The sequence below is a fragment of the Acinetobacter sp. ANC 4216 genome (assembly GCF_004331195.1).
Lineage (GTDB): Bacteria > Pseudomonadota > Gammaproteobacteria > Pseudomonadales > Moraxellaceae > Acinetobacter > Acinetobacter kookii.
Genome location: NZ_SJOC01000007.1, coordinates 107802 through 130311 on the forward strand (window position 1 = coordinate 107802; position 22510 = coordinate 130311).

Annotated in this window: 22 protein-coding genes; 4 read left to right on the top strand and 18 right to left on the bottom strand. The window is 44.7% G+C overall.

Features of this window, described 5'->3' with window-relative positions; all coding sequences use genetic code 11:
* Positions 1 to 166: 166 nt before the first annotated feature.
* Positions 167 to 1048 (top strand): 1-aminocyclopropane-1-carboxylate deaminase/D-cysteine desulfhydrase, encoded by an 882-nt coding sequence (locus E0H88_RS07370; protein ID WP_131273661.1) that lies wholly within the window; start codon positions 167 to 169, stop codon positions 1046 to 1048.
* A 54-nt stretch (positions 1049 to 1102) separates the two neighbouring features.
* On the top strand, positions 1103 to 2302 hold the full coding sequence (locus tag E0H88_RS07375; protein WP_131273662.1) for a BaiN/RdsA family NAD(P)/FAD-dependent oxidoreductase: 1200 nt from the start codon (positions 1103 to 1105) through the stop codon (positions 2300 to 2302).
* Positions 2303 to 2317: 15 nt separating this feature from the next.
* Here E0H88_RS07375 and E0H88_RS15890 read toward each other — a convergent pair whose 3' ends face one another.
* The 4 genes from E0H88_RS15890 to E0H88_RS07390 all read right to left on the bottom strand — a co-directional run bounded on the left by E0H88_RS15890 (position 2318) and on the right by E0H88_RS07390 (position 5488).
* Complete coding sequence (locus E0H88_RS15890) at positions 2318 to 2470, bottom strand: hypothetical protein (RefSeq protein WP_165493294.1); 153 nt, start codon at positions 2468 to 2470, stop codon at positions 2318 to 2320.
* Positions 2471 to 2609: 139 nt separating this feature from the next.
* Positions 2610 to 2768 carry a hypothetical protein gene (locus tag E0H88_RS16085; RefSeq protein ID WP_252152002.1) on the bottom strand — a complete coding sequence of 53 codons (159 nt, stop codon included), beginning with the start codon at positions 2766 to 2768 and terminating at the stop codon, positions 2610 to 2612.
* A gap of 214 nt (positions 2769 to 2982) precedes the next feature.
* A complete protein-coding gene (locus tag E0H88_RS07385) occupies positions 2983 to 4920 on the bottom strand; it encodes a mechanosensitive ion channel (RefSeq protein ID WP_131273664.1) in 1938 nt (645 codons plus the stop codon).
* A gap of 223 nt (positions 4921 to 5143) precedes the next feature.
* Positions 5144 to 5488, bottom strand: coding sequence for a hypothetical protein (locus E0H88_RS07390; RefSeq protein ID WP_092818839.1), 345 nt, complete (start codon positions 5486 to 5488; stop codon positions 5144 to 5146).
* 478 nt (positions 5489 to 5966) lie between these two features.
* On the opposite strand from E0H88_RS07390, the gene E0H88_RS07395 reads away from it, so the two are divergent.
* Positions 5967 to 6389 (top strand): hypothetical protein, encoded by a 423-nt coding sequence (locus E0H88_RS07395; protein WP_092818970.1) that lies wholly within the window; start codon positions 5967 to 5969, stop codon positions 6387 to 6389.
* A gap of 145 nt (positions 6390 to 6534) precedes the next feature.
* On the opposite strand, the gene E0H88_RS07400 is transcribed toward E0H88_RS07395, so the two are convergent.
* Positions 6535 to 7296, bottom strand: a complete 762-nt coding sequence (locus tag E0H88_RS07400) for a ferredoxin--NADP reductase (RefSeq protein ID WP_131273665.1) — start codon at positions 7294 to 7296, stop codon at positions 6535 to 6537.
* A gap of 85 nt (positions 7297 to 7381) precedes the next feature.
* Here E0H88_RS07400 and gigC point away from each other — a divergent pair, with 85 nt between their 5' ends.
* The gene (gigC, locus tag E0H88_RS07405) at positions 7382 to 8260 is read left to right on the top strand and encodes a LysR family transcriptional regulator GigC (RefSeq protein ID WP_131273666.1); all 879 of its coding nucleotides are present in this window, start codon (positions 7382 to 7384) and stop codon (positions 8258 to 8260) included.
* Between the two features lie 319 nt (positions 8261 to 8579).
* Here the strand turns inward: gigC and E0H88_RS07410 are convergent, their stop codons facing one another.
* The 13 genes from E0H88_RS07410 to nuoE all read right to left on the bottom strand — a co-directional run bounded on the left by E0H88_RS07410 (position 8580) and on the right by nuoE (position 22506).
* A complete protein-coding gene (locus tag E0H88_RS07410; protein ID WP_131273667.1) occupies positions 8580 to 9314 on the bottom strand; it encodes a cold shock domain-containing protein in 735 nt (244 codons plus the stop codon).
* A gap of 124 nt (positions 9315 to 9438) precedes the next feature.
* Positions 9439 to 9732, bottom strand: coding sequence for a cold shock domain-containing protein (locus E0H88_RS07415; RefSeq protein ID WP_092818845.1), 294 nt, complete (start codon positions 9730 to 9732; stop codon positions 9439 to 9441).
* An 83-nt stretch (positions 9733 to 9815) separates the two neighbouring features.
* Positions 9816 to 10451 carry a uracil phosphoribosyltransferase gene (gene upp, locus E0H88_RS07420; protein ID WP_092818846.1) on the bottom strand — a complete coding sequence of 212 codons (636 nt, stop codon included), beginning with the start codon at positions 10449 to 10451 and terminating at the stop codon, positions 9816 to 9818.
* Between the two features lie 122 nt (positions 10452 to 10573).
* The gene (gene nuoN / locus E0H88_RS07425; RefSeq protein ID WP_131273668.1) at positions 10574 to 12067 is read right to left on the bottom strand and encodes an NADH-quinone oxidoreductase subunit NuoN; all 1494 of its coding nucleotides are present in this window, start codon (positions 12065 to 12067) and stop codon (positions 10574 to 10576) included.
* Between the two features lie 3 nt (positions 12068 to 12070).
* Entirely contained in the window at positions 12071 to 13675 is a 1605-nt protein-coding gene (gene nuoM / locus E0H88_RS07430) for an NADH-quinone oxidoreductase subunit M (RefSeq protein ID WP_171259645.1), read from the bottom strand.
* 7 nt (positions 13676 to 13682) lie between these two features.
* The gene (nuoL, locus tag E0H88_RS07435; RefSeq protein WP_131273669.1) at positions 13683 to 15572 is read right to left on the bottom strand and encodes an NADH-quinone oxidoreductase subunit L; all 1890 of its coding nucleotides are present in this window, start codon (positions 15570 to 15572) and stop codon (positions 13683 to 13685) included.
* Positions 15569 to 15877, bottom strand: coding sequence for an NADH-quinone oxidoreductase subunit NuoK (gene nuoK, locus E0H88_RS07440; protein ID WP_004651041.1), 309 nt, complete (start codon positions 15875 to 15877; stop codon positions 15569 to 15571). The genes nuoL and nuoK overlap by 4 nt, the downstream gene beginning before the upstream one ends.
* Entirely contained in the window at positions 15877 to 16395 is a 519-nt protein-coding gene (nuoJ, locus tag E0H88_RS07445; RefSeq protein WP_171458673.1) for an NADH-quinone oxidoreductase subunit J, read from the bottom strand. The genes nuoK and nuoJ overlap by 1 nt, the downstream gene beginning before the upstream one ends.
* Positions 16395 to 16937, bottom strand: coding sequence for an NADH-quinone oxidoreductase subunit NuoI (gene nuoI / locus E0H88_RS07450; RefSeq protein ID WP_092818850.1), 543 nt, complete (start codon positions 16935 to 16937; stop codon positions 16395 to 16397). The genes nuoJ and nuoI overlap by 1 nt, the downstream gene beginning before the upstream one ends.
* 18 nt (positions 16938 to 16955) lie before the next feature.
* Positions 16956 to 17972 (bottom strand): NADH-quinone oxidoreductase subunit NuoH, encoded by a 1017-nt coding sequence (gene nuoH, locus E0H88_RS07455; RefSeq protein ID WP_086174878.1) that lies wholly within the window; start codon positions 17970 to 17972, stop codon positions 16956 to 16958.
* Between the two features lie 3 nt (positions 17973 to 17975).
* Positions 17976 to 20657 (bottom strand): NADH-quinone oxidoreductase subunit NuoG, encoded by a 2682-nt coding sequence (gene nuoG / locus E0H88_RS07460; RefSeq protein ID WP_131273671.1) that lies wholly within the window; start codon positions 20655 to 20657, stop codon positions 17976 to 17978.
* An 11-nt stretch (positions 20658 to 20668) separates the two neighbouring features.
* Complete coding sequence (gene nuoF, locus E0H88_RS07465; protein WP_092818852.1) at positions 20669 to 22000, bottom strand: NADH-quinone oxidoreductase subunit NuoF; 1332 nt, start codon at positions 21998 to 22000, stop codon at positions 20669 to 20671.
* Complete coding sequence (gene nuoE, locus E0H88_RS07470) at positions 21997 to 22506, bottom strand: NADH-quinone oxidoreductase subunit NuoE (RefSeq protein ID WP_092818853.1); 510 nt, start codon at positions 22504 to 22506, stop codon at positions 21997 to 21999. Before nuoE ends, nuoF begins: the two co-directional genes overlap by 4 nt.
* Positions 22507 to 22510: the final 4 nt, after the last annotated feature.

Consider the following 22510-nt stretch of genomic DNA (forward strand, 5'->3'; position numbering starts at 1 on the left):
ACAAATAAGCCCTGTGTAAATATGCGCAAGAGCAAAAATCATCAGGCATTATTTTCAGGTCCTGCCTGATATTGAAATATCGCTGTGATGATCTTGACGAAACAGCCTGCCATAAATCATTTTATTTTACGTACAATGCAGTCTCATATTGATGGATCATGATGAAATGTTTGACCCTATTGCCCAGTCCGTGACTTACCAAAAGCTAAGACTTAATGCTCCAGTGACTGTGACCGTGAAGCGTTTGGATCAGATTCATCCACAAATTTCAGGCAACAAGTTTTTTAAACTGAAATATAACTTTCTGGAAGCACAGCAGCAAGGGCTTAAAAAAGTCCTGACTTTTGGCGGTGCCTATTCCAATCATATTGCTGCCACCGCTTATGCAGCGCATCTGTTTAGCTTTGCCAGTGTAGGCATGATCCGGGGTGAAGAACTCAAAGATAAAACGCTCAACCCTACCTTGGCCACGGCGCAGCAATTGGGGATGCAACTGCATTTTGTTTCACGTGAACAGTACCGGCAAAAAGATCAGCCTGAATATCTGGCCGCCTTAAAACAGCAATATCCGGAGCATTACCTCATTCCCGAAGGTGGAACCAATTCTCTTGCCATTCAGGGCTGTAAGGAAATTTTAATAGCGGAAGACCGGCACAACTTTGACGTGATCTGCTGTGCCGTTGGAACAGGTGGCACCATTTCAGGGCTGATTGAGGCAAGTGCGGCACATCAAGGCGTGCTGGGTTTTTCGGCCTTAAAAGGCGATTTTTTAAAGTCGGAGGTCGAGCAATGGACGACGAAGAAAAACTGGCAAATCACCGATGCCTACTGCTGTGGTGGTTATGCCAAAACCACGCCAGTGCTGTTACAGTTTATGCAGTCCTTTGAAGCCGAGCACCGCATTCCTTTAGAACAGGTTTATACCGCTAAAATGATGTACGGACTGATGGATTTAATTCAGCAAAATTTCTTCCCTCAAGGTTCACGAATTTTGGTCATTCATACGGGCGGCTTGCAAGGTCGGCATAGAGATGAATATCTATCCTGAAATTGAGCGCAAAATTGTCTATAATGCCCTGCTTTTATCTCCCGCGGGTTACTCATGTCTACAAATCAGTATGATGTCATTGTTTTAGGTGCAGGTGCATCAGGTCTGATGTTGGCATTTATGGCAGCCCAGCGTGGCCGTAAAGTTTTGGTCCTGGAAAAAGCCAACAAGGTGGGCAAAAAAATCCTGATGTCAGGTGGCGGTAAATGTAATTTTACCAATCTGTACGTCGAGCCTGAAAACTACATTTCACATAACCCGTACTTCGTAATCTCGGCCTTAAGCCGCTATACCAACTGGGACTTTATTGGTCTGGTCTGTGAACATGGCATTGAATATGAAGAACGTAAACACGGTCAGTTATTTACCTTAAACGGGGCTAAGGAAATTTTGGCCATGCTGCTAGCTGAATGTGACAAAACCGGCCTGGTCGACATTAAAGCCAGCTGTGAAGTCAAAGCGGTTACCGCTATAGATGATCAAGGTTTTCAGGTTGCGACTACTTTAGGTTATTTCCAGGCTGAATCTGTCGTTGTGGCAACAGGCGGTTTGTCTGTACCGACGCTGGGCGGCTCAGGGATTGGTTATGACATTGCCAAACAGTTCGGCCATCATGTGCACCCGACCCGTGCAGGCCTGGTGCCCTTTACTTTTTCCGACCAGTTTAAAGAGGTGACCACCCGTTTAAGCGGTAATGCCGTCGATGCTACCCTGTCGAATGATTTAAACAGTTTTACCGAAGCCCTGCTGTTTACCCATCGCGGTTTAAGTGGCCCAAGTTCATTACAGTTGTCCAACTACTGGAATGTCGGCCAAAGTTTTACCATCAATTTCCTGCCTAATCTTGATCTGACAGATTTCTTTAAAACCAAGAAATCTAGCCAGCCCAAAGTGTTACTACGCACCTTGTTAAATGAGCATCTGCCAAAAAGTGTGGTACTGGAACTGCAAAATCTGATCTGGGCAGAATTTGCCGACACAGCGATCGGTAATTTGAGCGATGATAAACTGGAACAGGTCGCCAAGCGCCTGCATCATTTTGAAGTAAAACCCTCAGGAACCGAAGGCTACCGGACTGCGGAAGTGACCTTGGGCGGTGTCGATACCACTGAAGTATCATCCAAGACCATGGAAAGCAAAAAACAGAAAGGCCTGTACTTTGTCGGCGAGGTTCTGGATGTGTCGGGTCATTTAGGTGGTTTTAATTTTCAATGGGCATGGGCGTCTGCACATGCCGCATCGCAATACGTTTAATCCATTGCAACTGAATTATTCTAAATAATCCGTACGTAAAATTTCAATATTCTGCTTCTGCTGCATACGCACAATTGCTTGATCCATCTTTGCAACTGCTTGTGTATGTTGGCAGTCTTGTTGAAATGCTTGCCCGACTAAACCTAAAAGTTTTTTAACTAACATCATAATTTCCCCTCAATAATTATTTATACGTCCCAGTATAGAATGATGAATATTTCAAGAATATTAAAACTAAGTCTTTATATTCTTTAAATATTACAATTATATTTAGCATAATACATGCCAACAATCGAGCATTTATTGATTATTTTTTATCTAAATTTTCTCGATATTCTGGTTTTTTCTGTTGATGTTCAACTTTAAGTTTGGCAAATATAAATTTATATGCACTCATAAGAAACCCAACTGTTATACCTGCGATCACAATTGGTGCAAGAAACTTATTCGGTTCTCTTTTACTCATTTTGCTCTCCTCTTCAGGATTAGGGTCTGTTGACGATCCGTCCATAATTTTGACAATGCATATTTTAACGGATCTGAGGCTTGCAATAGAAAATTCAGTCATTTTACTGACCGCTTCATAACAATAGGGCAGCAAAAAACATACTCATCCCTTATGCACAAACAAAGCAGCGCTTCGTTTGTGCTCATGTAGTGGATTTTTCTGATTCTAACGATTATTTTTTATTCTCGCTGGAGCCAGGATTATTTTGACTTTTGTCACTATTGATATCAACATAAGATTCCGCCTCACCTGTAGATCCAAAAGGCTTATTTTCTGGCGGGTGTTTAGGATCAACACGGAAAGAATCGGGAACGCTCTGATCCTGATTTAGTTCATCTTGGGGTGCCGTGGTTAATGAGGCAGGAGTTGGATTGGATAAACCCGGAGTCGAAACATTTTTTTGATCAGCTCCTGGAAAGTGAGACTCGGCAATCGGATTTGCCGGATCAGAAGCAGATGCTGCTCCCCCATCCATTTCCAGTTCAGAAGATTTATCCACCGATGCATCAGAACCTGATTTTGAATTTTCCGTGCCATGTTCAGTAAATTCACGTGTGGCCTGGGCGGAAACTGAGCTTGAACTCTGCCCTGAACTGATTCGGTCCGAATTGTCCTGATGCAAGGGATTAGGCTGCTTCGCCTCTTTTCTGCATTTATCAATCAGGTCGGTCAAGACACGTTGTGCCGGATCGCGCCCACCTAAACCAAAGGCTAATGCGAAGGCAACGGCGACAGCACCCAAAGTTAAGCCAAAGGCCAGATTGACAATGGAATCGGCAATGCCCATGGCACGCAAGCCCATGGCAATCACCAAGCCCATAATCAATATACGAACCAGATTTGCCAGCCAGCGTGAACTGACATATTCACCTCGTCCAATCACCTTGGCGACCAGATTTGCCAGCCAGAATCCAATCATCAGGATGACTGCACCCAGCAAGATATTAGCACCAAACTGGATAAACATCGAAATCAGCACACTGATCTGTTCAAAACCAAGCCGGTTTGCTGCTTCAGATACCGCAAACAGCATGGTAAAGAACACAATCAGATAACCAATAATTGACGATACTTTAGTTGTGCCTAAAAAGCGTTGTGCATCCATTTTGGCAGGAATTTCATCCACACCCGTCCCAGAAACAATGTCTACCACCAGTTTAGCCACAAAGCGTGACACCACATACGCCAGAATAAGAATTAAGGCAGCTGCAATAATATGTGGAATGGCATTCATGATTTCATACAACATGGCCGTGGCCGGTTGTGAAATCGCTTCAACGCCCAGCGCTTCAAAGCCAATAATCAAGGCAGTAATGATAATAATCGCAAAGACAAATGAGCCGAGTACCTGGGGCAGATTGGAATTTTTAAACATCCCGATTTTCTGGGCATGCTGCTGTAGATTTAAACTACCTACCAAACCTTCGACAATACCGCGTACAATTTTTGCCAGAATATAACCGACAAATACAATCACAGCGGCAATAAAGATATTCGGCAAGAATGAGACAACTTCATTCACCATGTTCTGTACTGGAGCCAGCAATCCGGTTAAGCCCAAGATAGACAGTACAATTGGCAAGAATAATAACAAAATCAGCCAATAAACAATGTCACTAATGTTCTGGCTAATTGGGCTGACACCCACATCAGCACTTAACTTTTCATCCAGCTCAGTTCGGTCCAGCAGTTTTTGCAGTCCCATTTTGACCAGATTCGCAACAATCCAGCCAATAAAACCGACCGCAATAGCTGCTAAAAGTTGAGGAATAAACAACAGGAATTGCTGGATCATATTGCTGAATGGCCCGCTCACGCTGGTGAGATTCAGCACATTCAACGCGCCTATGACGGCAATGATCATTACAATCCAGAAGATGATACGTGAAATGATATTTTCAACATTTGAGCGATGTCCTGTCGCTCCAGAAAGTCTTTGATTTGTTCCAAGCTTTTGTAAAACTTTTTTAATTCCTGCCGCAATAATAAGGGCAACAATCCAACCTATGATTAAAATGGCGATGGCAGCGAGAATAGGATGAAACTGATTCCAATAGTACATCGCATCAAATTCACCCCCTCTAGGGCCTCCAGAAAAATACTCATTCATATTGTCATGTCCTCTTGTTATTACTTATTGAATTTCTACAGATGAATACTGGTTTATGTTGGCTCAGCTCAACCTAAAATGATGACGTTAAGAACACATTAGAATTCGATTATTTTTTCTTCAATACAAACCAGCATAAATACAACAAAAGCGCACATTAGATTGCAAAAAGCTCCAATCCTTTCAGACCAGAGCTTTAAAAAATGACATTGAGATTATGCGTTTAGTTGCTGTTTCCTCGGCCGATACCGACATTATCGGTCGCCTCACCTATTGCACTTTTTTCACCCGGTTCTGTTACAGTATCGGCATCTGTAGCAACGGCTTCATCGGTTGCTGTTGCAGTGCCGGTAGTCGCGGTATTGTTTGGTGTGGCAGGTTGGACAGTGGGGTCAGGATGCCCTGGAGGAGCATCTTGTGATTCCGGTTTAGTATAGGCAAACATGTAAACCAGTACGGCAATGAAGAACACCCCTACAAGAAGAAGGATATACACTGGCAAACGTTTTTTTTGAGATCTTTCTTCTTCACTCGTAACATGAGGCGGTTTATTAAAATCATGTGTCATGTTTTTTCCCCTCTTTTATTTCATTCCATGTATTTATATTAACTATATTTCCTGATCAGTTATGTATAAAAGCATAGTGACATGGTGAAGACTTGTAATTTTCACTTAAAAAACAGCAGTTCAGAAAGCAGTTGTTTAAATGTGTTTAAGGCAAGAAGGGTGTGTCGATTCAATTTCCAGTCAGGCTGTCATTCTTTTCTATAGCTCTTTTAAAGTTACTGCTGCTGTTGCCTTTATCGCAGTCTATGGGACTGTTATTCCATTTTTATATGTGGAACAAGACACTGTTATTTTAATTGAAGCCCCAGCAAAATTTTAACCATGCAGAGGAAAGGAGTTTAAGTTACGGTTTTTAAAATAGGAAAATTAACCGATTTTTTAAACTTGGCTGAGCTTTCAGGATGAAGCATGCTTTAGGTGCTGAAAGGCTTAAAATGAGCTATAATTATCCACCTCGTTTTTCATGCTGCTTAACTTTATGGCGTATCGTCAGCAATCTGTAACGCTTGATTTGGACACTGACGTCACTCATCAATGTTGTTTGCATTACACTCGTGATGGACATCTCATTGGGATTATTGAATTTAATAAGCCGAGTTACGTGCTTAAATGGGGTGATCTGGAATATTTCCGTCGCCGTACCGAAGAATTTTCTGTGATGCCGTTTCCTGAATGCATCAATGCCATGGTAATTGACATTCGCAATATTGCCCCGTTTATAGACAATGAAGTGCCCATTATTCCTTGGCGCTTACTGGAAGAAGAATGTCCGATCCGTCTGGTGGTTCCCCAAGAACGGCTTGAATATTATGCAGGGATTTTTGAACCCACCTGGCTGACCAGTGATGTGGATACTGCCATTCAGGAAATCCGTGAATTTATTGATATGTTTGTTCACTAAACTAGTGATCATAAAAAACCTCCACATTGGAGGTTTTTTGTGACTAAATCTCCTCCCTTTTTTAAAGGGAGGTCGGGAGGGATTAATTTTTAGATGATTTACATCTGATTGAATTTCCCCAACTCCTCCTTTTACCTCAAGTCACTTACCAATAATTCTCCACCGCAATATTACCTTCACCACGGCGGTTCATTTTCAAGCCACGTGCTTTTAATGCTTCTTTGGTGTCTTCCACCATTTGCGGGTTACCGCAAAGCATGACATGGCTGGTGTCTACATTGAATTGCAGTCCCACCACTTTTTCCAGTTCACCATTTTCAATCAGTACCGGTAAACGGTCATGCAAGGCTGCATGGGGGTCACGGGTAATAATCGGGACAAATTTAAAGCCCGTATGCCCTTCACCAAAGGTTTCAGCTATTTCCTGAATACGCTCGACATAAGCCAGTTCGGCTTCAGTACGTACACTATAGACCAGATTGATCTTTTGATATTTCGACCAGGTTTCAAAGTCTTGCAGCATGGAAATAAATGGTGCCAAACCTGTGCCAGTGGCGAGTAGCCACAAGTCATGCGGCAAAGGAAGCTGATAACGTGCCAAGGTTAAAAAACCATAGGGGATTTTTTCCAGGTACAGCTCATCACCCACTTGTAGATGTTGCAGGTTAGAGGTGAATGCCCCGTCCGGCACGACAATTGAAAAGAATTCCAAGGTTTCATCAAAGGGCGATGACACCACAGAATAAGCCCGCACCACCAGTTCATCGCCTACTTTTAGGCCAATACGTGCAAACTGACCTGCGGTAAATTTAAAATGCGCAGGTCGAGTCATGGTAAAACTGAATAAGGTATTGGTCCAGCGGTGTACAGATAAAACTTTTTCTAAGCTAAATTTTTCAATTGACATGATTTCAGCGTGGCATGAAAGACTGTGCTCATGGTAGCATGACCACATAATTTATTAATATTTTTTAAATGTTAAGGCTCTATTCATGCGCATGACCTTACGCCAGTTGGCTGTTTTTGTAGCAGTCGCACAAGAAGGCACAGTAACCAAAGCCAGCGATGCCGTTAAGCTCACGCAAAGTGCTGCAAGTATGGCTTTAGCGGATTTGGAAGATGGCTTGGGTGCTCCACTGTTTGACCGTCTCGGTAAACGTCTACAACTCAATGATTTAGGTCGTTTCTTACTTCCTAAAGCGCTGGAAATTTTAGGTCGCTGCGAAGCTTTTGAACAGGCGGCCAAAGGTGAATTGCAAAGTATTGACCTGCGCCTGGGAGCAACCTTAACCATTAGTGATTACCTGATGCCCGACCTGATGGCAGACTTTTTGCAAATTCAGCCGCAGGCACATTTGCAGTTGCAAGTCGGCAATACCCGTCAGATGATTGAAGCCGTGAACCAGTTCCAGCTGGATTTAGCCTTGATTGAAGGTTCATGTCATCTTCCACAGTTGCAATGTATACACTGGCGTGATGATGAACTGGCGGTGTGCTGTTCACCCGAGCATCCATTGGCAAAACTGGACCGCGCAATTACCGCTAAAGATTTTGACCATGTCGAATGGATTTTACGTGAAGAAGGTTCAGGTACTCGTGAGGTATTTGACAATGCCATTTTAAAAGACCTTCCAGATGCCAATATCCGTTTAACACTCGGTCATAATGAAGCGATTCTTAAAATTGTGGCTGGCGGTTTAGGCATGTCCTGTATTTCTAAACTCGCCATTGAACCTTTACGTGAAAAAGGTCAGCTGGTCATTTTAGACACCCCTTTCTGGCAGCTGACCCGTCCTTTATTCATGTTGGTGCATCGTCAAAAATATCAGGGACCTGGTCTAAAAGCCTTTATGAAATTCTGTGAAGAATAAAAAATATTAAAAAAAGCGCCTAAATGGCACTGCTGTCCCATAGTTGAATCCCAGGTATTAGATTCGTGAGTGTGGCAAGGATGCCACACATTCCCCATCACGACAGGATGTCGTGTATGGGGAATAAAGACTTTTGCCTACTTTTGGTCTGTCAAAAGTAGGGTTTAGCCTACACAAAGTTACCTCAACTTTTAAAGAAAAGACAAGGCTGTGAAAAATTAAATATCAAATACTTAAATTTAAAATATCATCATATTGATTCGATACTGAAATAAAATTCAAATTATGGGACAGCAGTGGCCTAAATGGCGCTTTTTTCTTACCAGCGTGAATCATTTTCACACGGTATGCCGTCACCATCACCATCCATTTTATGATTGGGACAGTTTTGCACATACCACACAGCTTCTGCTCTTGAGCTCATTTGACTGCAATGCTGCCGTTCATCACATTTAAATTGTGCTGTTGCCAGCCTCACGCCATTTTGCTGATCAATACTGGCACTAATTTTTTCCGAGCGCGGTCTAGTGGTATTGTAAGTTTCACCCGCCAGATTACGCTGCCCTTGCTCCGACAATACCGCTTCGGGTAAATCTCCCAGCGCTTCACGCTGTTCTGACACAATACGCTGCTGCTCTATAATCAATTGCTGTGCTTTCAGCTGCTCTGCGGTGCGATAATCCTGATATTGACCATAACCGATCACAGCAAGTCCAGCCAGAATGATCAGAATAATGCCGGACAAGATTCGGCCTTTCTGTGAGGCTTTATTATAACGTGGTGAAGCCGTCTTCTTTTTTCTGCCTTCCGGCTTGACCGGCATGTTATCCTCTGAGGCAGAAAGTAGGTCCAGTCGCACAATACGATCGGCTTTGAACTTGCCGTCATCCTCCACAATAATAAATTTTAAATTCTCCCCTACTTTAGGTTCGACACTGCTCTGGGGAACATCTTTAATGTGAAAGAAAATGTCCTTCACTTCTCCGTCCTGTACTGCAATAAATCCAAAACCGCGCTCTGCGTTATAGGTTTTGACTTTCCCCTGAAGCAACATAAAACACTCTTTTTCATTTATATTTTTCCTTATTATAATAAAAAAGAGGCTAAAAAGCCTCTTTTCCGATCATCGTCAAAAGTAACCCGGAACATTCTCATGCTGAACTAAAAAACCAGAATATTCAGCCTCGAAAATTTGACAACAAGGCAGATGTAATCGACTGATTATGCGTCGATACTTTTGATTTTTTCGCTTTTGCTGAATGATCTGCAACGCGCTCTATGCGAACGGCCTTGTACTTGTCGCCATTCTTCACAGCTACAAATTTTACCCGTTCATTACGTTTCGGTTCACCTTCTGCCGCAGGGAAATCTGAAATATGAAAGAAAATATCCCCTTCAGCCGAACCAATAAAACCAAAGCCTTTTTCAGGGTCATACTTCTTGATCTTCCCCTGATATACTTCATTTTTCATGCTGCTGCCCTATGCTAAAAAATGCCATGTCTACAGTATATAAAAAAAGAGGCATGAAGCCTCTTTTAATTTGTCTTCGAGACTCAGTCTTTTTGTACTGAACCGAAAATTTTATCGCCCGCATCACCCAGCCCTGGAACAATATAGCCATTTTCATTGAGACCATCATCAATAGAGGCGGTGAAAATGGTGACATCCGGATGTTTTTCTTCTACTTTTTTAATGCCTTCTGGTGCAGCCACTAAAACCATGACACGGATATCTTTACAGCCGCTCGCCTTCAATACGTCAATCGCTGCAACCAGTGAAGAACCGGTGGCCAGCATCGGGTCGATAATCATTGCCAAACGGTTTTGTACATCGGGTACCAGTTTTTTGTAGTAAGTACGCGCTTGCAAGGTCTCTTCGTCACGCTCAAGACCCAGTACCGAGACTTTCGCACTTGGAATCAGGTTCAGGAAACCGTCCAACATGCCAATACCGGCACGCAGAATAGGGACAACGGTAATTTTTTTACCCGCAATGCGGTCTACAGTCACTTTGCCATTCCAGCCGTCAATTTCATGCTCACACATCGGCAAGTCTTTGGTGGCTTCATACGTCAGCAGCATGGTCACTTCTTGTGCCAATTCGCGGAAGTTTTTTGTACTGATGTCTGCACGACGTAGCAAACCTAGTTTATGTCGGATAAGCGGATGACGGATTTCATGAATAGCCACGGGAGAGTACCTAAAAAATAAGATAAAATTTCAGCTATTATAAATGTTTTTTATATCTCTTATAAACCAAAAAGCCCCCTATGAAAGGAGGCTTTTTGCTAAAAACTTATAGTTTTTTTAGATTATTGCTGAGAGAGCATGAAATGCAATGGAGATAAAATCTCTGCTTGCAGCGCTAATTTAATGATTGGATCTGGATAAACACCAATCACCAATACCGCCAATGCCGCAGCAAGCACCATAATACCACCCACTTTTTGACCCCAATGTTTATCGGCATCAATACGTGGCGTATCTGGCGGAGTCATGTACATCACCACCATCACACGCAGGTAATAGTACAGACCGATACCTGAACCTACCACAATCATGGCAGCAAGGAACCAATGCTGGGTTGTTACCGCAGCCATCACCACCAGGAACTTACCAATGAAGCCAGCAGTCAATGGAATACCCGCAAGAGACAGCATCATGACAGTCAAGGTCGCAGTCAATACTGGACGGCGCCAGAACAAGCCACGGTAATCTGCCAGGCTTTGTGCTTCATCCACATTGTTAAATGGACTAGACATCAACGCAACAGCACCAAATGCACCAATCGTTGTCAACACATAAGTGATTACGTATACAGATACGTTACCCAGGCTTGCATAAGTCATGCTGATTAAACCAATCAGCAAATAACCAAAGTGTGCAATTGAAGAGTAACCCAGAATACGTTTCAGGTTGACTTGACGTACTGCAAGGAAGTTACCCACCAGAATAGAAAGCACCGCAATAATCGTAATGATGGTTACGATTGAATCTACCAGGATTGCGCCTGAAGCAAGTAAATAACGTACAAACAGACCAATGGTTGCCACTTTAGCCACAGTCGCAAGGAATGTTGCGATTGGCGCTGGAGCACCTGCATACACGTCTGGCGTCCATTTATGGAATGGCGCAAGAGACAATTTAAATGCCACGGCAAAAACGATTAAGCCTAGACCTAAAATCACCATTGGCTGTTTGATGGCTTGCATCAAGGCCTGAACATTGTCATAGAAAGACAATGAACCGGTATAAGCATAGATATATGCCATGCCCATTAACAGCATTGCAGAAGCAGTTGCTGAAAGGACAAGGTATTTAATACCCGCTTCTAAAGATTGTGAACGTTGGTGCGTATAAGCCAAAAGACCGTATACAGGAATCGACATTAGCTCAAGGCTAATGAAGAAAGATGCATAATGAGAACTTGCCACCATCAGCATTGCGCCCGCTACCGAGCACAGCATCAGGATATACAGTTCTTCACGGTTATCTTGATAGCTTTCAATATAAGCATGTGACAAGGTACAGCAAGCCAGTGCAGCAATCAGAATGACCAATTGGTAAAGCAAGGTAAATGGGTCAAGCATAAACATGCCCATCACGTTCGCTGGTGCAAAAGCACCACCGAACATCGCGATCAGGACATAGGCTGCAGCAAGGTTCAAGCCGACTACAGAGGCTGTTGCAATTAAATTATGGTTACGTTTAATTGCAATGAGAAGCATCACTACGATCGCAGTTAAAGCCACGATCATCACAGGAGCTAATGGCATAAGCTCGGAAAATGACATTGTGAAGTTCATGGCTTATTGGATCTCCACATTTTGTTGAGATACGACCTGTTGAGTCGCATCGACAACTTCTTGAACTGGGATATAGCTGTTGGCCAACCACGCCATGCTTGAATTTGAAATATCAAGGAAGCTTTGTGGATAGATACCGAGCCATAGTAGACCAAAAGCACACACTAACAAAATAACAATCTCACGCGCATTCAAGTCTTTCAATGGGCTTGTATAATTTTGTTTTTGCTCTTCATTTGGCGTACCGAACAATGCTTTGTGAATCAGGATCAAGCCGTAAAGACCTGCCAATACCAAGCTGATTGCTGCCACAATGGTGAAGGCCGGGAATTTGTTGAACGAACCCATCAAAATCAGGAATTCACCAATAAAGTTACCCAAACCAGGAATACCGACAAGCGCAGCAACAAAGAACATCAGGAAGAAAGCAAGGTATGGGAATTGACCGCGCATACCACCCATTAAACGCAAGTCGCGCGTATGAACACGCTCGTACACTTGACCACACATAATGAACAAGGCAGCAGATGACAGGCCATGTGCCAGCATCATGATCATTAAGCCTTGGAAAGTCAGGATATTACCTGCGTAAAGTGCAAGCAATACAAAACCCATGTGCGAAATTGAAGTATACGCCAGCAAACGTTTCATATCGGTTTGCTGGAAAGCACACCAGGCACCGTAGAACACGCCGATTAAACCGAAAATGATCGCGATGTCTGCAAACTGTGCAGAAGCCGCCGGGAAGAATGGCATAACAAAACGCAGCAGACCGTATGCAGCAGTCTTAATCAGAATACCTGCCAAGTCGACAGAACCGGCTGTCGGTGCTTGAGCATGGGCATCTGGTAACCAGCCGTGCAATGGGAACACTGGAAGTTTTACAGCGAAACCAATGAACATACAGATCATCAAGGCATAAGCCACTGATGGCAACTGTGCATCAAGCGTATTCGCCACACCTAACAGGTAGTTGTAATCGAAGCCGATCATGCCAGTCATCATGTATCCGTAAACCACAAGGCCTAGAATACCGATCAGCATGATCAAACCTGCTACCTGGGTATAGATGAAGAACTTGGTCGCAGCGTATACACGTGACTTGCCGTCTGCTCCCTTATGGCCCCATAAGGCAATCAGGAAGTAGATAGGTACCAGCATCATCTCCCAGAAGAAGAAGAACAGGAACAGGTCAATCGCCAGGAATACACCGATGACCCCACCCAAAGACCATAAAAGGTTGAGGTGGAAGAAACCAACGTTCTTTTGAATCTCGCCCCATGAACAGCCTACTGCAAGTACACCCAGTAATGCAGTCAAGCCGACCATAAGCAGTGAAAGACCATCCACCGCCAGGTGAATGTTAATGCCGAGGGTTGAAATCCAAGGCAGCATGAATTCGGCAGACCAAGTTGGAACTTTTGCGCCGAGTTCATAGTGATACGTACCGGAATTCCAAAGCGCAACAGTCAAGCCCAAAGTAATGAGCATACCGAATAGCGCAATGTAACGCGGCAGTTTGTCGTCGAGCTTGTCGACGACCCAGCATACAAAACCTGCAATGAACGGTACGAGGATCAGCGCGGGTAAAATCCAGTTGTTTGTGATTTCCATCTTATTTCCCCACTACCTGAATCACGATCAGGATCATCAGCAACACCACTACACCGAGTGACATACTTGATGCGTATTCACGCAATGAACCTGTTTGACGTGAGCTGGTGAAGCTATGACCACCTTTAACAATGGCAGGAAGCACTAACCACAGGCCGTCAATCGGATCACGACCTAAAATTTTCGCGATAAGCAAATATGGTTTCACAAATACGATGTTATACAACGCATCAAAACCAAGTGCATTACGGCAGATATTAGCAAGGCCAGCACCGAATGAAGTACGGGCAAAACCTTTCACTGCGTTGTAGGCAAAGACAAATAATACGATACCTACCACAAGACCAGCCAATGCAATACCCACAGCGGTATATTCAGCACTATGCATACCATGCATTAAATGTTCATCAACAATAAACGCAGGAATTTTCGCAGCATTTAAGATTGATTCAACCGGTGCTTTCAGGAAGTAAGCCAGACCAGTTGAAAGAACGGCAAGAATCGCAAGAGGAGCCCAATAAGTCGCACCTTTGATTTCGTGATATGGCGTGTTTTCTTTACCAAAGAATACAACCCAGATTAAACGGAATGTATAGATTGAAGTTAAGAATGCACCCGCAACACCTGTCCAGTACAGGCAGTCATAAAGCGCAATAGATTGGCCTTGAACCCATACCGCACCTAGAATTGCATCTTTCGAGAAGAAGCCGATGGTCAAGAATGGAATGGCTGCCAATGCACCGCCACCAATCGCGAAGCAGGCAAACAGGAATTTGTTATGTTTGAACAGGCCACCCATCTTGAAGATGTTTTGTTCGTGATGGTAAGCCAGAATCACCGCACCAGAAGACAAGAATAACAATGCCTTGAAGAATGCGTGTGAAAGCATGTGGAACAGACCCGCCTGGTATGCTTCAGCACCTACCGCCATAAACATATAACCGAGCTGACTCATGGTTGAGTAAGCCAGGATACGTTTGATGTCGGTTTGAACCAATGCAGCAAAACCGGCCACAATCAATGTTACCGCACCAGTGATCGAGATGAACATCATCACTTCTGGTGTCATTTCAAACACGGAGAACATACGGCAGCACAAGTAAACACCTGCGGTTACCATTGTTGCCGCATGGATCAACGCAGAAACAGGTGTAGGACCTGCCATTGCATCGGCCAACCATGTTTGTAATGGAATTTGCGCAGATTTACCGGCAGCACCCAGGAACAACATTAATGATGTCCAGATTGCAAGTGAATGGTCACCCGCCAATACTTGAGGTGCATTGGCAACGATTGTACCAATGTGCAAAGTACCAAACTGCTGGTAAAGCAAGAACAAGGCAATCAGCAAGAATACGTCACCGATACGGGTTACGGTAAATGCCTTGATTGCTGCAAAACCATTTTCAGGGTTTTGATAGTAGTAACCAATCAGCAAGTAAGAGCAAAGACCTACGCCTTCCCAACCCAGGAACAATAACGCCAGGTTATCGCCAAGAACGAGCAGCAACATGCTGGCAACGAACAGGTTAAAGTAAGAGAAGAAACGTGCGAAGTCTTCTTCACCGCGCATGTACCAGGAGGCAAAGATGTGAATCAAGAAACCTACACCGGTGATCATGCCGGTCATCAGCAATGATAGACCGTCCAGGTGCAGGCTCATGCCCGGTGCAAAACCGCCGACATTGAACCAGGTCCAAAGATGTTGAACCTGAGCTACTGAACCATTGTCTACAAAGCCCATGCCGGCAATCAGTGCAAATAAAGCAGATAAACCGACTGAACCTACACCAATAATGGCTGCTACATTTTCAGGAAGCTTATTGCGCCCCGCCGCCAAGAGGACAAAGCCAATGAGCGGAAATAAAATTGTTAAATATAAATAACTCATCCGCGCATCTCACTAGCAGCATCCACATCCAAATGATGGAAGCGATGGTAGAACTGAAGGACGATCGCAAGACCAATACAAGCCTCTGCAGCAGCAAGGGTCAAGATCAGGATGAACATGATTTGTCCATCTGGCTGTAACCAAGCACTACCTGCAAGAACGAACGCAAGTGCTGCTGCGTTCATCATGATTTCAAGGCTCATCAACATAAATAATAGGTTGCGTCGCACCATTACACCGTAAAAACCCAGTGCAAAAAGAATGGTTGCAACGATTAAACCGTGTTCTAAAGGAATGTTGCCCATTATTCTTTTTCCTCTTTTGCACTTGGTTCACGTTTACCTAAGTGGAATGCTGCAACGAGGGCTGCAAGCAATAACATTGCGGCAACTTCGACCAATAGTAAGTAGTGAGTAAAGAGCGCTGTACCTACAGCTTTAGGTCCCACAACTTGAGTGCCCATTACAGGACCTGCTGTTGTGTAATCCGAACCAAGCATCCAAACCAGCACCAAGCCCATCAGGAAACTCATCAATGCTGGATATGCCCATGCAGAAGACGTCAGCCATTTACGTTCCTGTTCAACCGTATGTTGACCAAGATTCAGCATCATCACCACAAACACGAACAACACCATGATCGCGCCGGCATAAACGATAATTTCTAGTGCGCCAGCGAATGGCGCACCAACGATCATGAATATCCCTGCTACTGCAAGGAGGGACACGATCAGGCTTAATAAAGCATGCACAGGATTCGCGTTAGTCACCACACGAACCGTAGAAACAATGGCCACGAGTGCCATCAAATAAAATGGCCACATCATGGTAATAAGCTCCGTACGTCAACAGGCGCACTTTCACGTTGTGCTTGACCTTTATCTTTACCTGTCACTGCCATACCGGTTACACGGTAGAAGTTGTAGTCAGGATATTTACCAGGACCTGAAATGAGCAAGTTTTCTTTTTCGTAGACCAAGTCTTGACGAACGTATTCACTTAACTCGAAATCTGGTGTCATTTGAATTGCTGTCGTTGGACAGGCTTCTTCACACATACCGCAGAAAATACAGCGCGAGAAGTTGATACGGAAAAACTCCGGATACCAGCGACCATCTTCTTTTTCTGCTTTCTGTAAAGAAATACAGCCAACCGGACATGCAACCGCACACAGGTTACACGCCACGCAGCGTTCCTCACCATCCGGGTCACGTGTCAATACAATACGACCACGGAAACGCGGCGGAACAATTTGTTCAGCTGGCACTTCTGGATAAAGAATAGTGTCACGTTTACGTGTCACGTGGCTGAACACCATCCACAATGAACGTACGATTGACCCGAATCCAGCTAGAATTTTATACATTTTGTACTCCCTGCTGTCCTAGGCCTGATTCATCAGAATCACAGCACCAGTCACCAACAAGTTGACCAACGCCAATGGCAAACAAATTTTCCAACCAAAGTTCATCACCTGGTCGTAACGTGGACGCATTAAAGAACCACGAGCCAAGACAAACATCATCACAAAGAATGCTGTTTTGATAATGAACCAGAATACTGGTGGAATAAATGGAATTTCTAGGTTAAATGGTGCTAACCAACCGCCAAAGAATAGAGTGACGATCAATGCTGAAATAAGAACCACGTTGACATATTCTGCAACGAAGAACATACCCCATTTCATACCGCCGTATTCGACGTGATAACCTTCCGCCAATTCTTGTTCAGCTTCCGGCTGGTCAAATGGGTGACGGTGAGTTACCGCAACGCCTGCAACAATAAAGATAATGAAACCCAGGAATTGTGGAATCACGAACCATACATCGCGTTGTGCCTCAACAATTTCACGCATGTTGAATGAACCGGCAATTGCCACCACACCCATCAGCGAGATACCCAGGAACACTTCATAAGAAATGGTTTGAGCCGCAGAACGCAGACCACCCAATAACGCATATTTGTTATTTGAAGACCAGCCACCGAATAGTACGGCATATACTGCAATACCAGCCATTGCCATAAAGAACAACAGGCCGATGCTCATGTCTGCTACGCCCATGGTCGGACTTACAGGAATCACCATGAACGAAAGTACCGCAGTTGCCATGGCAACTGCAGGTGCTAAACGGAAAGTCAGTTTGTCAGCAAACTTAGGTGTCCAGTCTTCCTTGAACATGATTTTCAGCATGTCGGCAACGATCTGGAACATCCCCCCGGGACCAACACGGTTTGGACCGTAACGGTCTTGCCATAACGCAAGTAAACGACGTTCGATGAATGACATCAACGCAGCGACAAGCACCACTACAAGCAAGATTACAATCGCTTGAACAACTGAATAAGCAATTGGCCAGTTCTCAGCCCATAGCGGTGTTTGACGTATAATTTCTTGATTCATGAATTACACTCCTACCGCGACGGATACAGGCTCTGCAAGTGATACCGTTGGTGCAAGACCAACCGGATAACCGATATAACCTGTCGGCAAATATTCGATCACTTGAACTGGAAGGCTGATTGTCGCCTCACCTGCTTTCACAGTAATTTTTTGACCATCTTGAACGTTTAGGCGCGCAGCATCTTGCTCACCTACTGCAAACATGGCTTCAGGAATACGCGATTCCATGGCCGGAGTTTTTACAGTAAATTCACCAGAAGCAAAGATGTGATGCATAGGTACCAAACGGAAGCTTTCAGCATTTGCAAGTACTGCTGCTGGAGCCACGAATGTACGTGCAGGACGTTTAGCCAAACGATCGAATAAACGAATGCCTGAATCACCGCCTTTTAAGTGACCACCCACGTTATCCTGGAATTTGTTCCAGGCTTGTGGAGAGTTCCAGCCTGCAGACCATGCAAACGGAACCAGTGAAGATGGGGTTTCATTACCCACATAACCTTCCATAGAGAATGTTAATGCAGAATCGACATCGATTGGCTGTTTAGGCTCATGCACAGAAAGCGGAGCACGCATTGCGGTACGACCTGAGTAACGACGTGGTTCACGTGCAATTTTCAAGCCATGAATACGGTAACCCGCATCTGGTGCGACATCTTGAATGGCTTCAAGAGCTGGAACATTTTTCACTACAGATTCAATGACATCATCCAGTAATGTCCAGGAAATCGCTTTGCCTTTCACACCGGTTTCAATGGCATGTAACCAGCGCCAAGATTCTTTGATCGCCAGTTCAGGTTTGTAGTAACTTGGGTCATACACCTGATAGAAACGCTGTGCACGGCCTTCTTGAGATACCACAGTACCATCACCTTCCGCGAAGCTTGCAGCAGAAAGTACAATGTTAGCTTTCTTCACAGTTTCAGTTTCAGAGTGATCCAATACAATGACGTCTTTGCCCGAAAGTGCAGCATTGACTTGTGCAGCAGGTAAACGGCGGTAAAGGTCATTTTCCACAATGACAACAGTGTCGTAGTCTTGTGCAAATACTTGCTCCAGGCTTTGACCACCGAAGATTGCCAAGCCCATTGAGTTCACTTCAGGAACCGTCAATGTCAGACCTGCATTTGAACCTAAGTTCTGAGCCACTTGTGCAGCAGCTTCCATAATGGCAGCGTCTTGTAAGCTGGTACCAGAGATGATCAATGGCTTCTTCGCAGCTTTTAAAGTGTCAGCGATGGTTTGTGCAAATGCTTTCGCATCGTCATCAAGACCGGTAACAACTTCGCCTGCAACTGCCGCAGCAACAGCAAAACCTAAACGTGCGATATCGTTTGGAGAAGCCACTACTTCACCTGTCGCAACGTCAGCTAAACGCGTTTGAGTCGCAGCAAGAATGTAGATTGGAGATTTGGCATCTTGCGCAATACGCTGTACCGGTTCAGCCAGCCATTCCTGGGTACGGCGTTCTGCCGCCATTTCTTTGGCTTTGTTTTTCGCAGCCTGGCGAACAGACAAGGCCATACGTGGCGCAGTTTGAGTCAGGTCTTCACCAAGAATCAAGACTGCATCGTAGCTTTCAATTTCACGCATGGTTGGGTTATAAACACCCTCGGTTTGCATGATTGAAGCTGCAAGCTCAACCAGGTTCTGCTCTTTTTGAGCCATACCGGTTGAGTAGCTGTCTTGACCTACAAGTTCGCGAAGCGCGAAGTTCGTTTCAAGCGATGCACGTGGTGAACCAATACCAAGAACTTTTTTGCCCTGGATTTTCTCAATGACGGTATCAAGTGCTGTATCGACTGAAACAGTCGTTACGTTTGCACCATCACGGAATTGTGGCTGACGTGGACGGTCTGCACGGTTCACATAACCTGTACCAAAACGGCCTTTGTCACAAAGGAAATATTGGTTAACGTCACCATTGAAACGGTTTTCTACGCGACGCAGTTCGCCATAACGCTCACCCGGAGAGATGTTACAACCAGAAGAACAGCCTTGGCATACGCTTGGCGCATACTGCATGTCCCACTTACGGTTATAGCGTTCTGAGTGAGTTTTGTCGGTGAATACACCTGTTGGACATACTTCAGTCAGGTTACCCGAGAATTCAGATTCCAAAGTACCTGATTCTGGACGACCGAAATAAACACGTGATGCATTTGCATATACGCCGAAGTCTGTACCACCAGCATAATCTTTATAGTAACGCACACAACGGTAACACGCGATACAACGGTTCATTTCGTGGGAAATGAATGAGCCTAGCTCCTGGTTGTAATGGGTACGTTTAGTGAAACGGTAACGACGACGGTCGTGCTGTGTCATCACGGTCATATCTTGTAAATGACAGTGACCACCTTCTTCACAGACTGGACAGTCGTGCGGGTGGTTGGTCATCAAGAATTCAACAATCGAAGCACGGAAATCTTTGGCTTCTTTGTCTTCAATCGAGATGTAGGTATTGTCAGATGCAGGCGTCATACATGACATGACCAAACGGCCACGCGTATCTTCTGGATTCGCGTATTGAGTCACGGCACACTGACGGCAAGAACCGACAGAACCTAAGGATGGATGCCAACAAAAGTATGGGATATCAATGCCAAGACTCAAACATGCTTGTAGCAAGTTTTCCGAGCCGTTGACTTCATACGATTTGCCATCGACATGAATTGTAGCCATAGTCGAATTCCTTAAGCTTGTTCTACGGAGCTAACTTGAGCGGCGGCATTAACTACCTTCGCTTCAAATTCGCCACGGAAATGTTTGAGTGCGCCCATAAGCGGTTCCATCGCACCAGGTGCGTGAGCACAGAAAGTCTTACCAATCCAAAGCTTACGAGTCAGTTCTTGTAAGTGATCGATATCTTCTTTCTTGCCTGTACCATCTTCCAGTGCTTTAAGCGCTTTAACCGCCCAAGGTAAACCGTCACGACAAGGGGTACAGAAACCACATGATTCTCGTGCAAAGAATTCTTCCAGGTTACGTGTTGCTGAAACCATACATTGGGTTTCATCAACTACCATGAGCAAACAGGTACCTAAACGTGAACCTGCTTTCATGATGCTTTCCGCATCCATAGGAAGATCGATATGCTCGGCAGCCAGGAAGTCAGTCGATGCACCACCTGGTAACCATGCTTTCAGCTTTAAGCCGTCACGCATACCACCGGCATGCTCTTCGATCACTTCACGTGCAGTGGTACCAAATGGAAGTTCCCAAAGACCCGGGAATTTCACCTTACCTGAGGCACCGTAAATTTTGGTACCTGGATCTTTTGATTTACCTTCAGATAAACCGATATACCATTCTGGACCACGCAGCATAATGGCTGGCAAGTTGTTGTAGGTCTCTACGTTGTTGACAATCGTAGGACGGCCCCAAGCACCTGCAACTTGCGGGAATGGCGGTTTGGTACGCGGATTGGCACGACGGCCTTCAAGCGAGTTAATCAATGCAGTTTCTTCACCACAGATATAACGGCCCGCACCGGTATGCACATGCAATTCGAAATTCCAGCCAGTTCCGAGGATGTTATCCCCCAGGTAACCTTTAGCACGAACTTGCTCAAGCGCTTCGTTAAGATACTTCGCAGCTTCGATATATTCACCACGAATGAAGATGTAACCTTGAGTTGCTTCTAAGGTATAAGCAGCAATCAGCATCCCTTCAATCAGTTGGTGTGGAAGATCTTCCATCAGCAAACGGTCTTTGAAGGTACCCGGTTCCATCTCATCGGCATTACAAATCAGGTAACGTGGACCCGAGTTGTCATTCGGCGCCATCAACGACCATTTAATTCCTGCCGGGAAACCTGCACCACCACGGCCTTTTACAGTCGCCGCTTTAATGACTTCAAGCACTTCTTTCGGTTGCATGCCAATCGCTTTTTTAAAGCCGGCATAACCTTCCAGCGCTTCGTAATCATCGGCATTACGAACATTGGCTTGTTTGCTTAAACGCCATGTTAATGGGTGAGTTTCCGGGTTACCGTCGCCATAAATTGGTTTTGGTTCAGTATTCATACATACTTCTCCAAGAGCTGTTTAACCGAAGTCACTTCAACCAGACCATGAGTATCTTCATCAATCATTAAGGTTGGACCTTTGTCACAGTTACCTAAGCAGCAAATTGGCAGCAAAGTGAAACGACCATCCGCTGTGGTTTGGCCAAACTGAATGCCCAGCTCACGCTGGAAGGCTTCTGCCAAAGTTTCCGCACCCATCAAGAAACATGCAATCGAGTCACACAATAAAATTACGTGACGACCGACCGGTTGACGGTAAATACGGTTATAGAATGTCGCAACGCCTTCTAAATCTGCAAGGCTCATGCTCAGCATTTGAGCAATTGCATTCATTTGTGCGTCGTCTACCCAGCCATTACGGCGTTGTACACATTTCAGCGCATCCAGACATGCGGCACGCGGGTACGGGTAGTGGCCCATGTGATGTTCAATTTCATGGATTTCGTCCGCAGTTAAAATCCCTTCAACATTCACACGTGGCTTTTTATCAGTCAAAATCATCATAATG

Excerpts from the sequence above, each read along its gene's own strand:
- E0H88_RS07370 (WP_131273661.1), top strand. The coding sequence starts at position 167 with ATGTTTGACCCTATTGCCCAGTCCGTGACTTACCAAAAGCTAAGACTT.
- E0H88_RS07375 (WP_131273662.1), top strand. The coding sequence starts at position 1,103 with ATGTCTACAAATCAGTATGATGTCATTGTTTTAGGTGCAGGTGCATCA.
- E0H88_RS15890 (WP_165493294.1), bottom strand. The coding sequence starts at position 2,470 with ATGATGTTAGTTAAAAAACTTTTAGGTTTAGTCGGGCAAGCATTTCAA.
- E0H88_RS16085 (WP_252152002.1), bottom strand. The coding sequence starts at position 2,768 with ATGAGTAAAAGAGAACCGAATAAGTTTCTTGCACCAATTGTGATCGCA.
- E0H88_RS07385 (WP_131273664.1), bottom strand. The coding sequence starts at position 4,920 with ATGAATGAGTATTTTTCTGGAGGCCCTAGAGGGGGTGAATTTGATGCG.
- E0H88_RS07390 (WP_092818839.1), bottom strand. The coding sequence starts at position 5,488 with ATGACACATGATTTTAATAAACCGCCTCATGTTACGAGTGAAGAAGAA.
- E0H88_RS07395 (WP_092818970.1), top strand. The coding sequence starts at position 5,967 with ATGGCGTATCGTCAGCAATCTGTAACGCTTGATTTGGACACTGACGTC.
- E0H88_RS07400 (WP_131273665.1), bottom strand. The coding sequence starts at position 7,296 with ATGTCAATTGAAAAATTTAGCTTAGAAAAAGTTTTATCTGTACACCGC.
- gigC (WP_131273666.1), top strand. The coding sequence starts at position 7,382 with ATGCGCATGACCTTACGCCAGTTGGCTGTTTTTGTAGCAGTCGCACAA.
- E0H88_RS07410 (WP_131273667.1), bottom strand. The coding sequence starts at position 9,314 with ATGTTGCTTCAGGGGAAAGTCAAAACCTATAACGCAGAGCGCGGTTTT.
- E0H88_RS07415 (WP_092818845.1), bottom strand. The coding sequence starts at position 9,732 with ATGAAAAATGAAGTATATCAGGGGAAGATCAAGAAGTATGACCCTGAA.
- nuoN (WP_131273668.1), bottom strand. The coding sequence starts at position 12,067 with ATGAACTTCACAATGTCATTTTCCGAGCTTATGCCATTAGCTCCTGTG.
- nuoL (WP_131273669.1), bottom strand. The coding sequence starts at position 15,572 with ATGAGTTATTTATATTTAACAATTTTATTTCCGCTCATTGGCTTTGTC.
- nuoK (WP_004651041.1), bottom strand. The coding sequence starts at position 15,877 with ATGGGCAACATTCCTTTAGAACACGGTTTAATCGTTGCAACCATTCTT.
- nuoJ (WP_171458673.1), bottom strand. The coding sequence starts at position 16,395 with ATGTGGCCATTTTATTTGATGGCACTCGTGGCCATTGTTTCTACGGTT.
- nuoI (WP_092818850.1), bottom strand. The coding sequence starts at position 16,937 with ATGTATAAAATTCTAGCTGGATTCGGGTCAATCGTACGTTCATTGTGG.
- nuoH (WP_086174878.1), bottom strand. The coding sequence starts at position 17,972 with ATGAATCAAGAAATTATACGTCAAACACCGCTATGGGCTGAGAACTGG.
- nuoG (WP_131273671.1), bottom strand. The coding sequence starts at position 20,657 with ATGGCTACAATTCATGTCGATGGCAAATCGTATGAAGTCAACGGCTCG.
- nuoF (WP_092818852.1), bottom strand. The coding sequence starts at position 22,000 with ATGAATACTGAACCAAAACCAATTTATGGCGACGGTAACCCGGAAACT.
- nuoE (WP_092818853.1), bottom strand. The coding sequence starts at position 22,506 with ATGATGATTTTGACTGATAAAAAGCCACGTGTGAATGTTGAAGGGATT.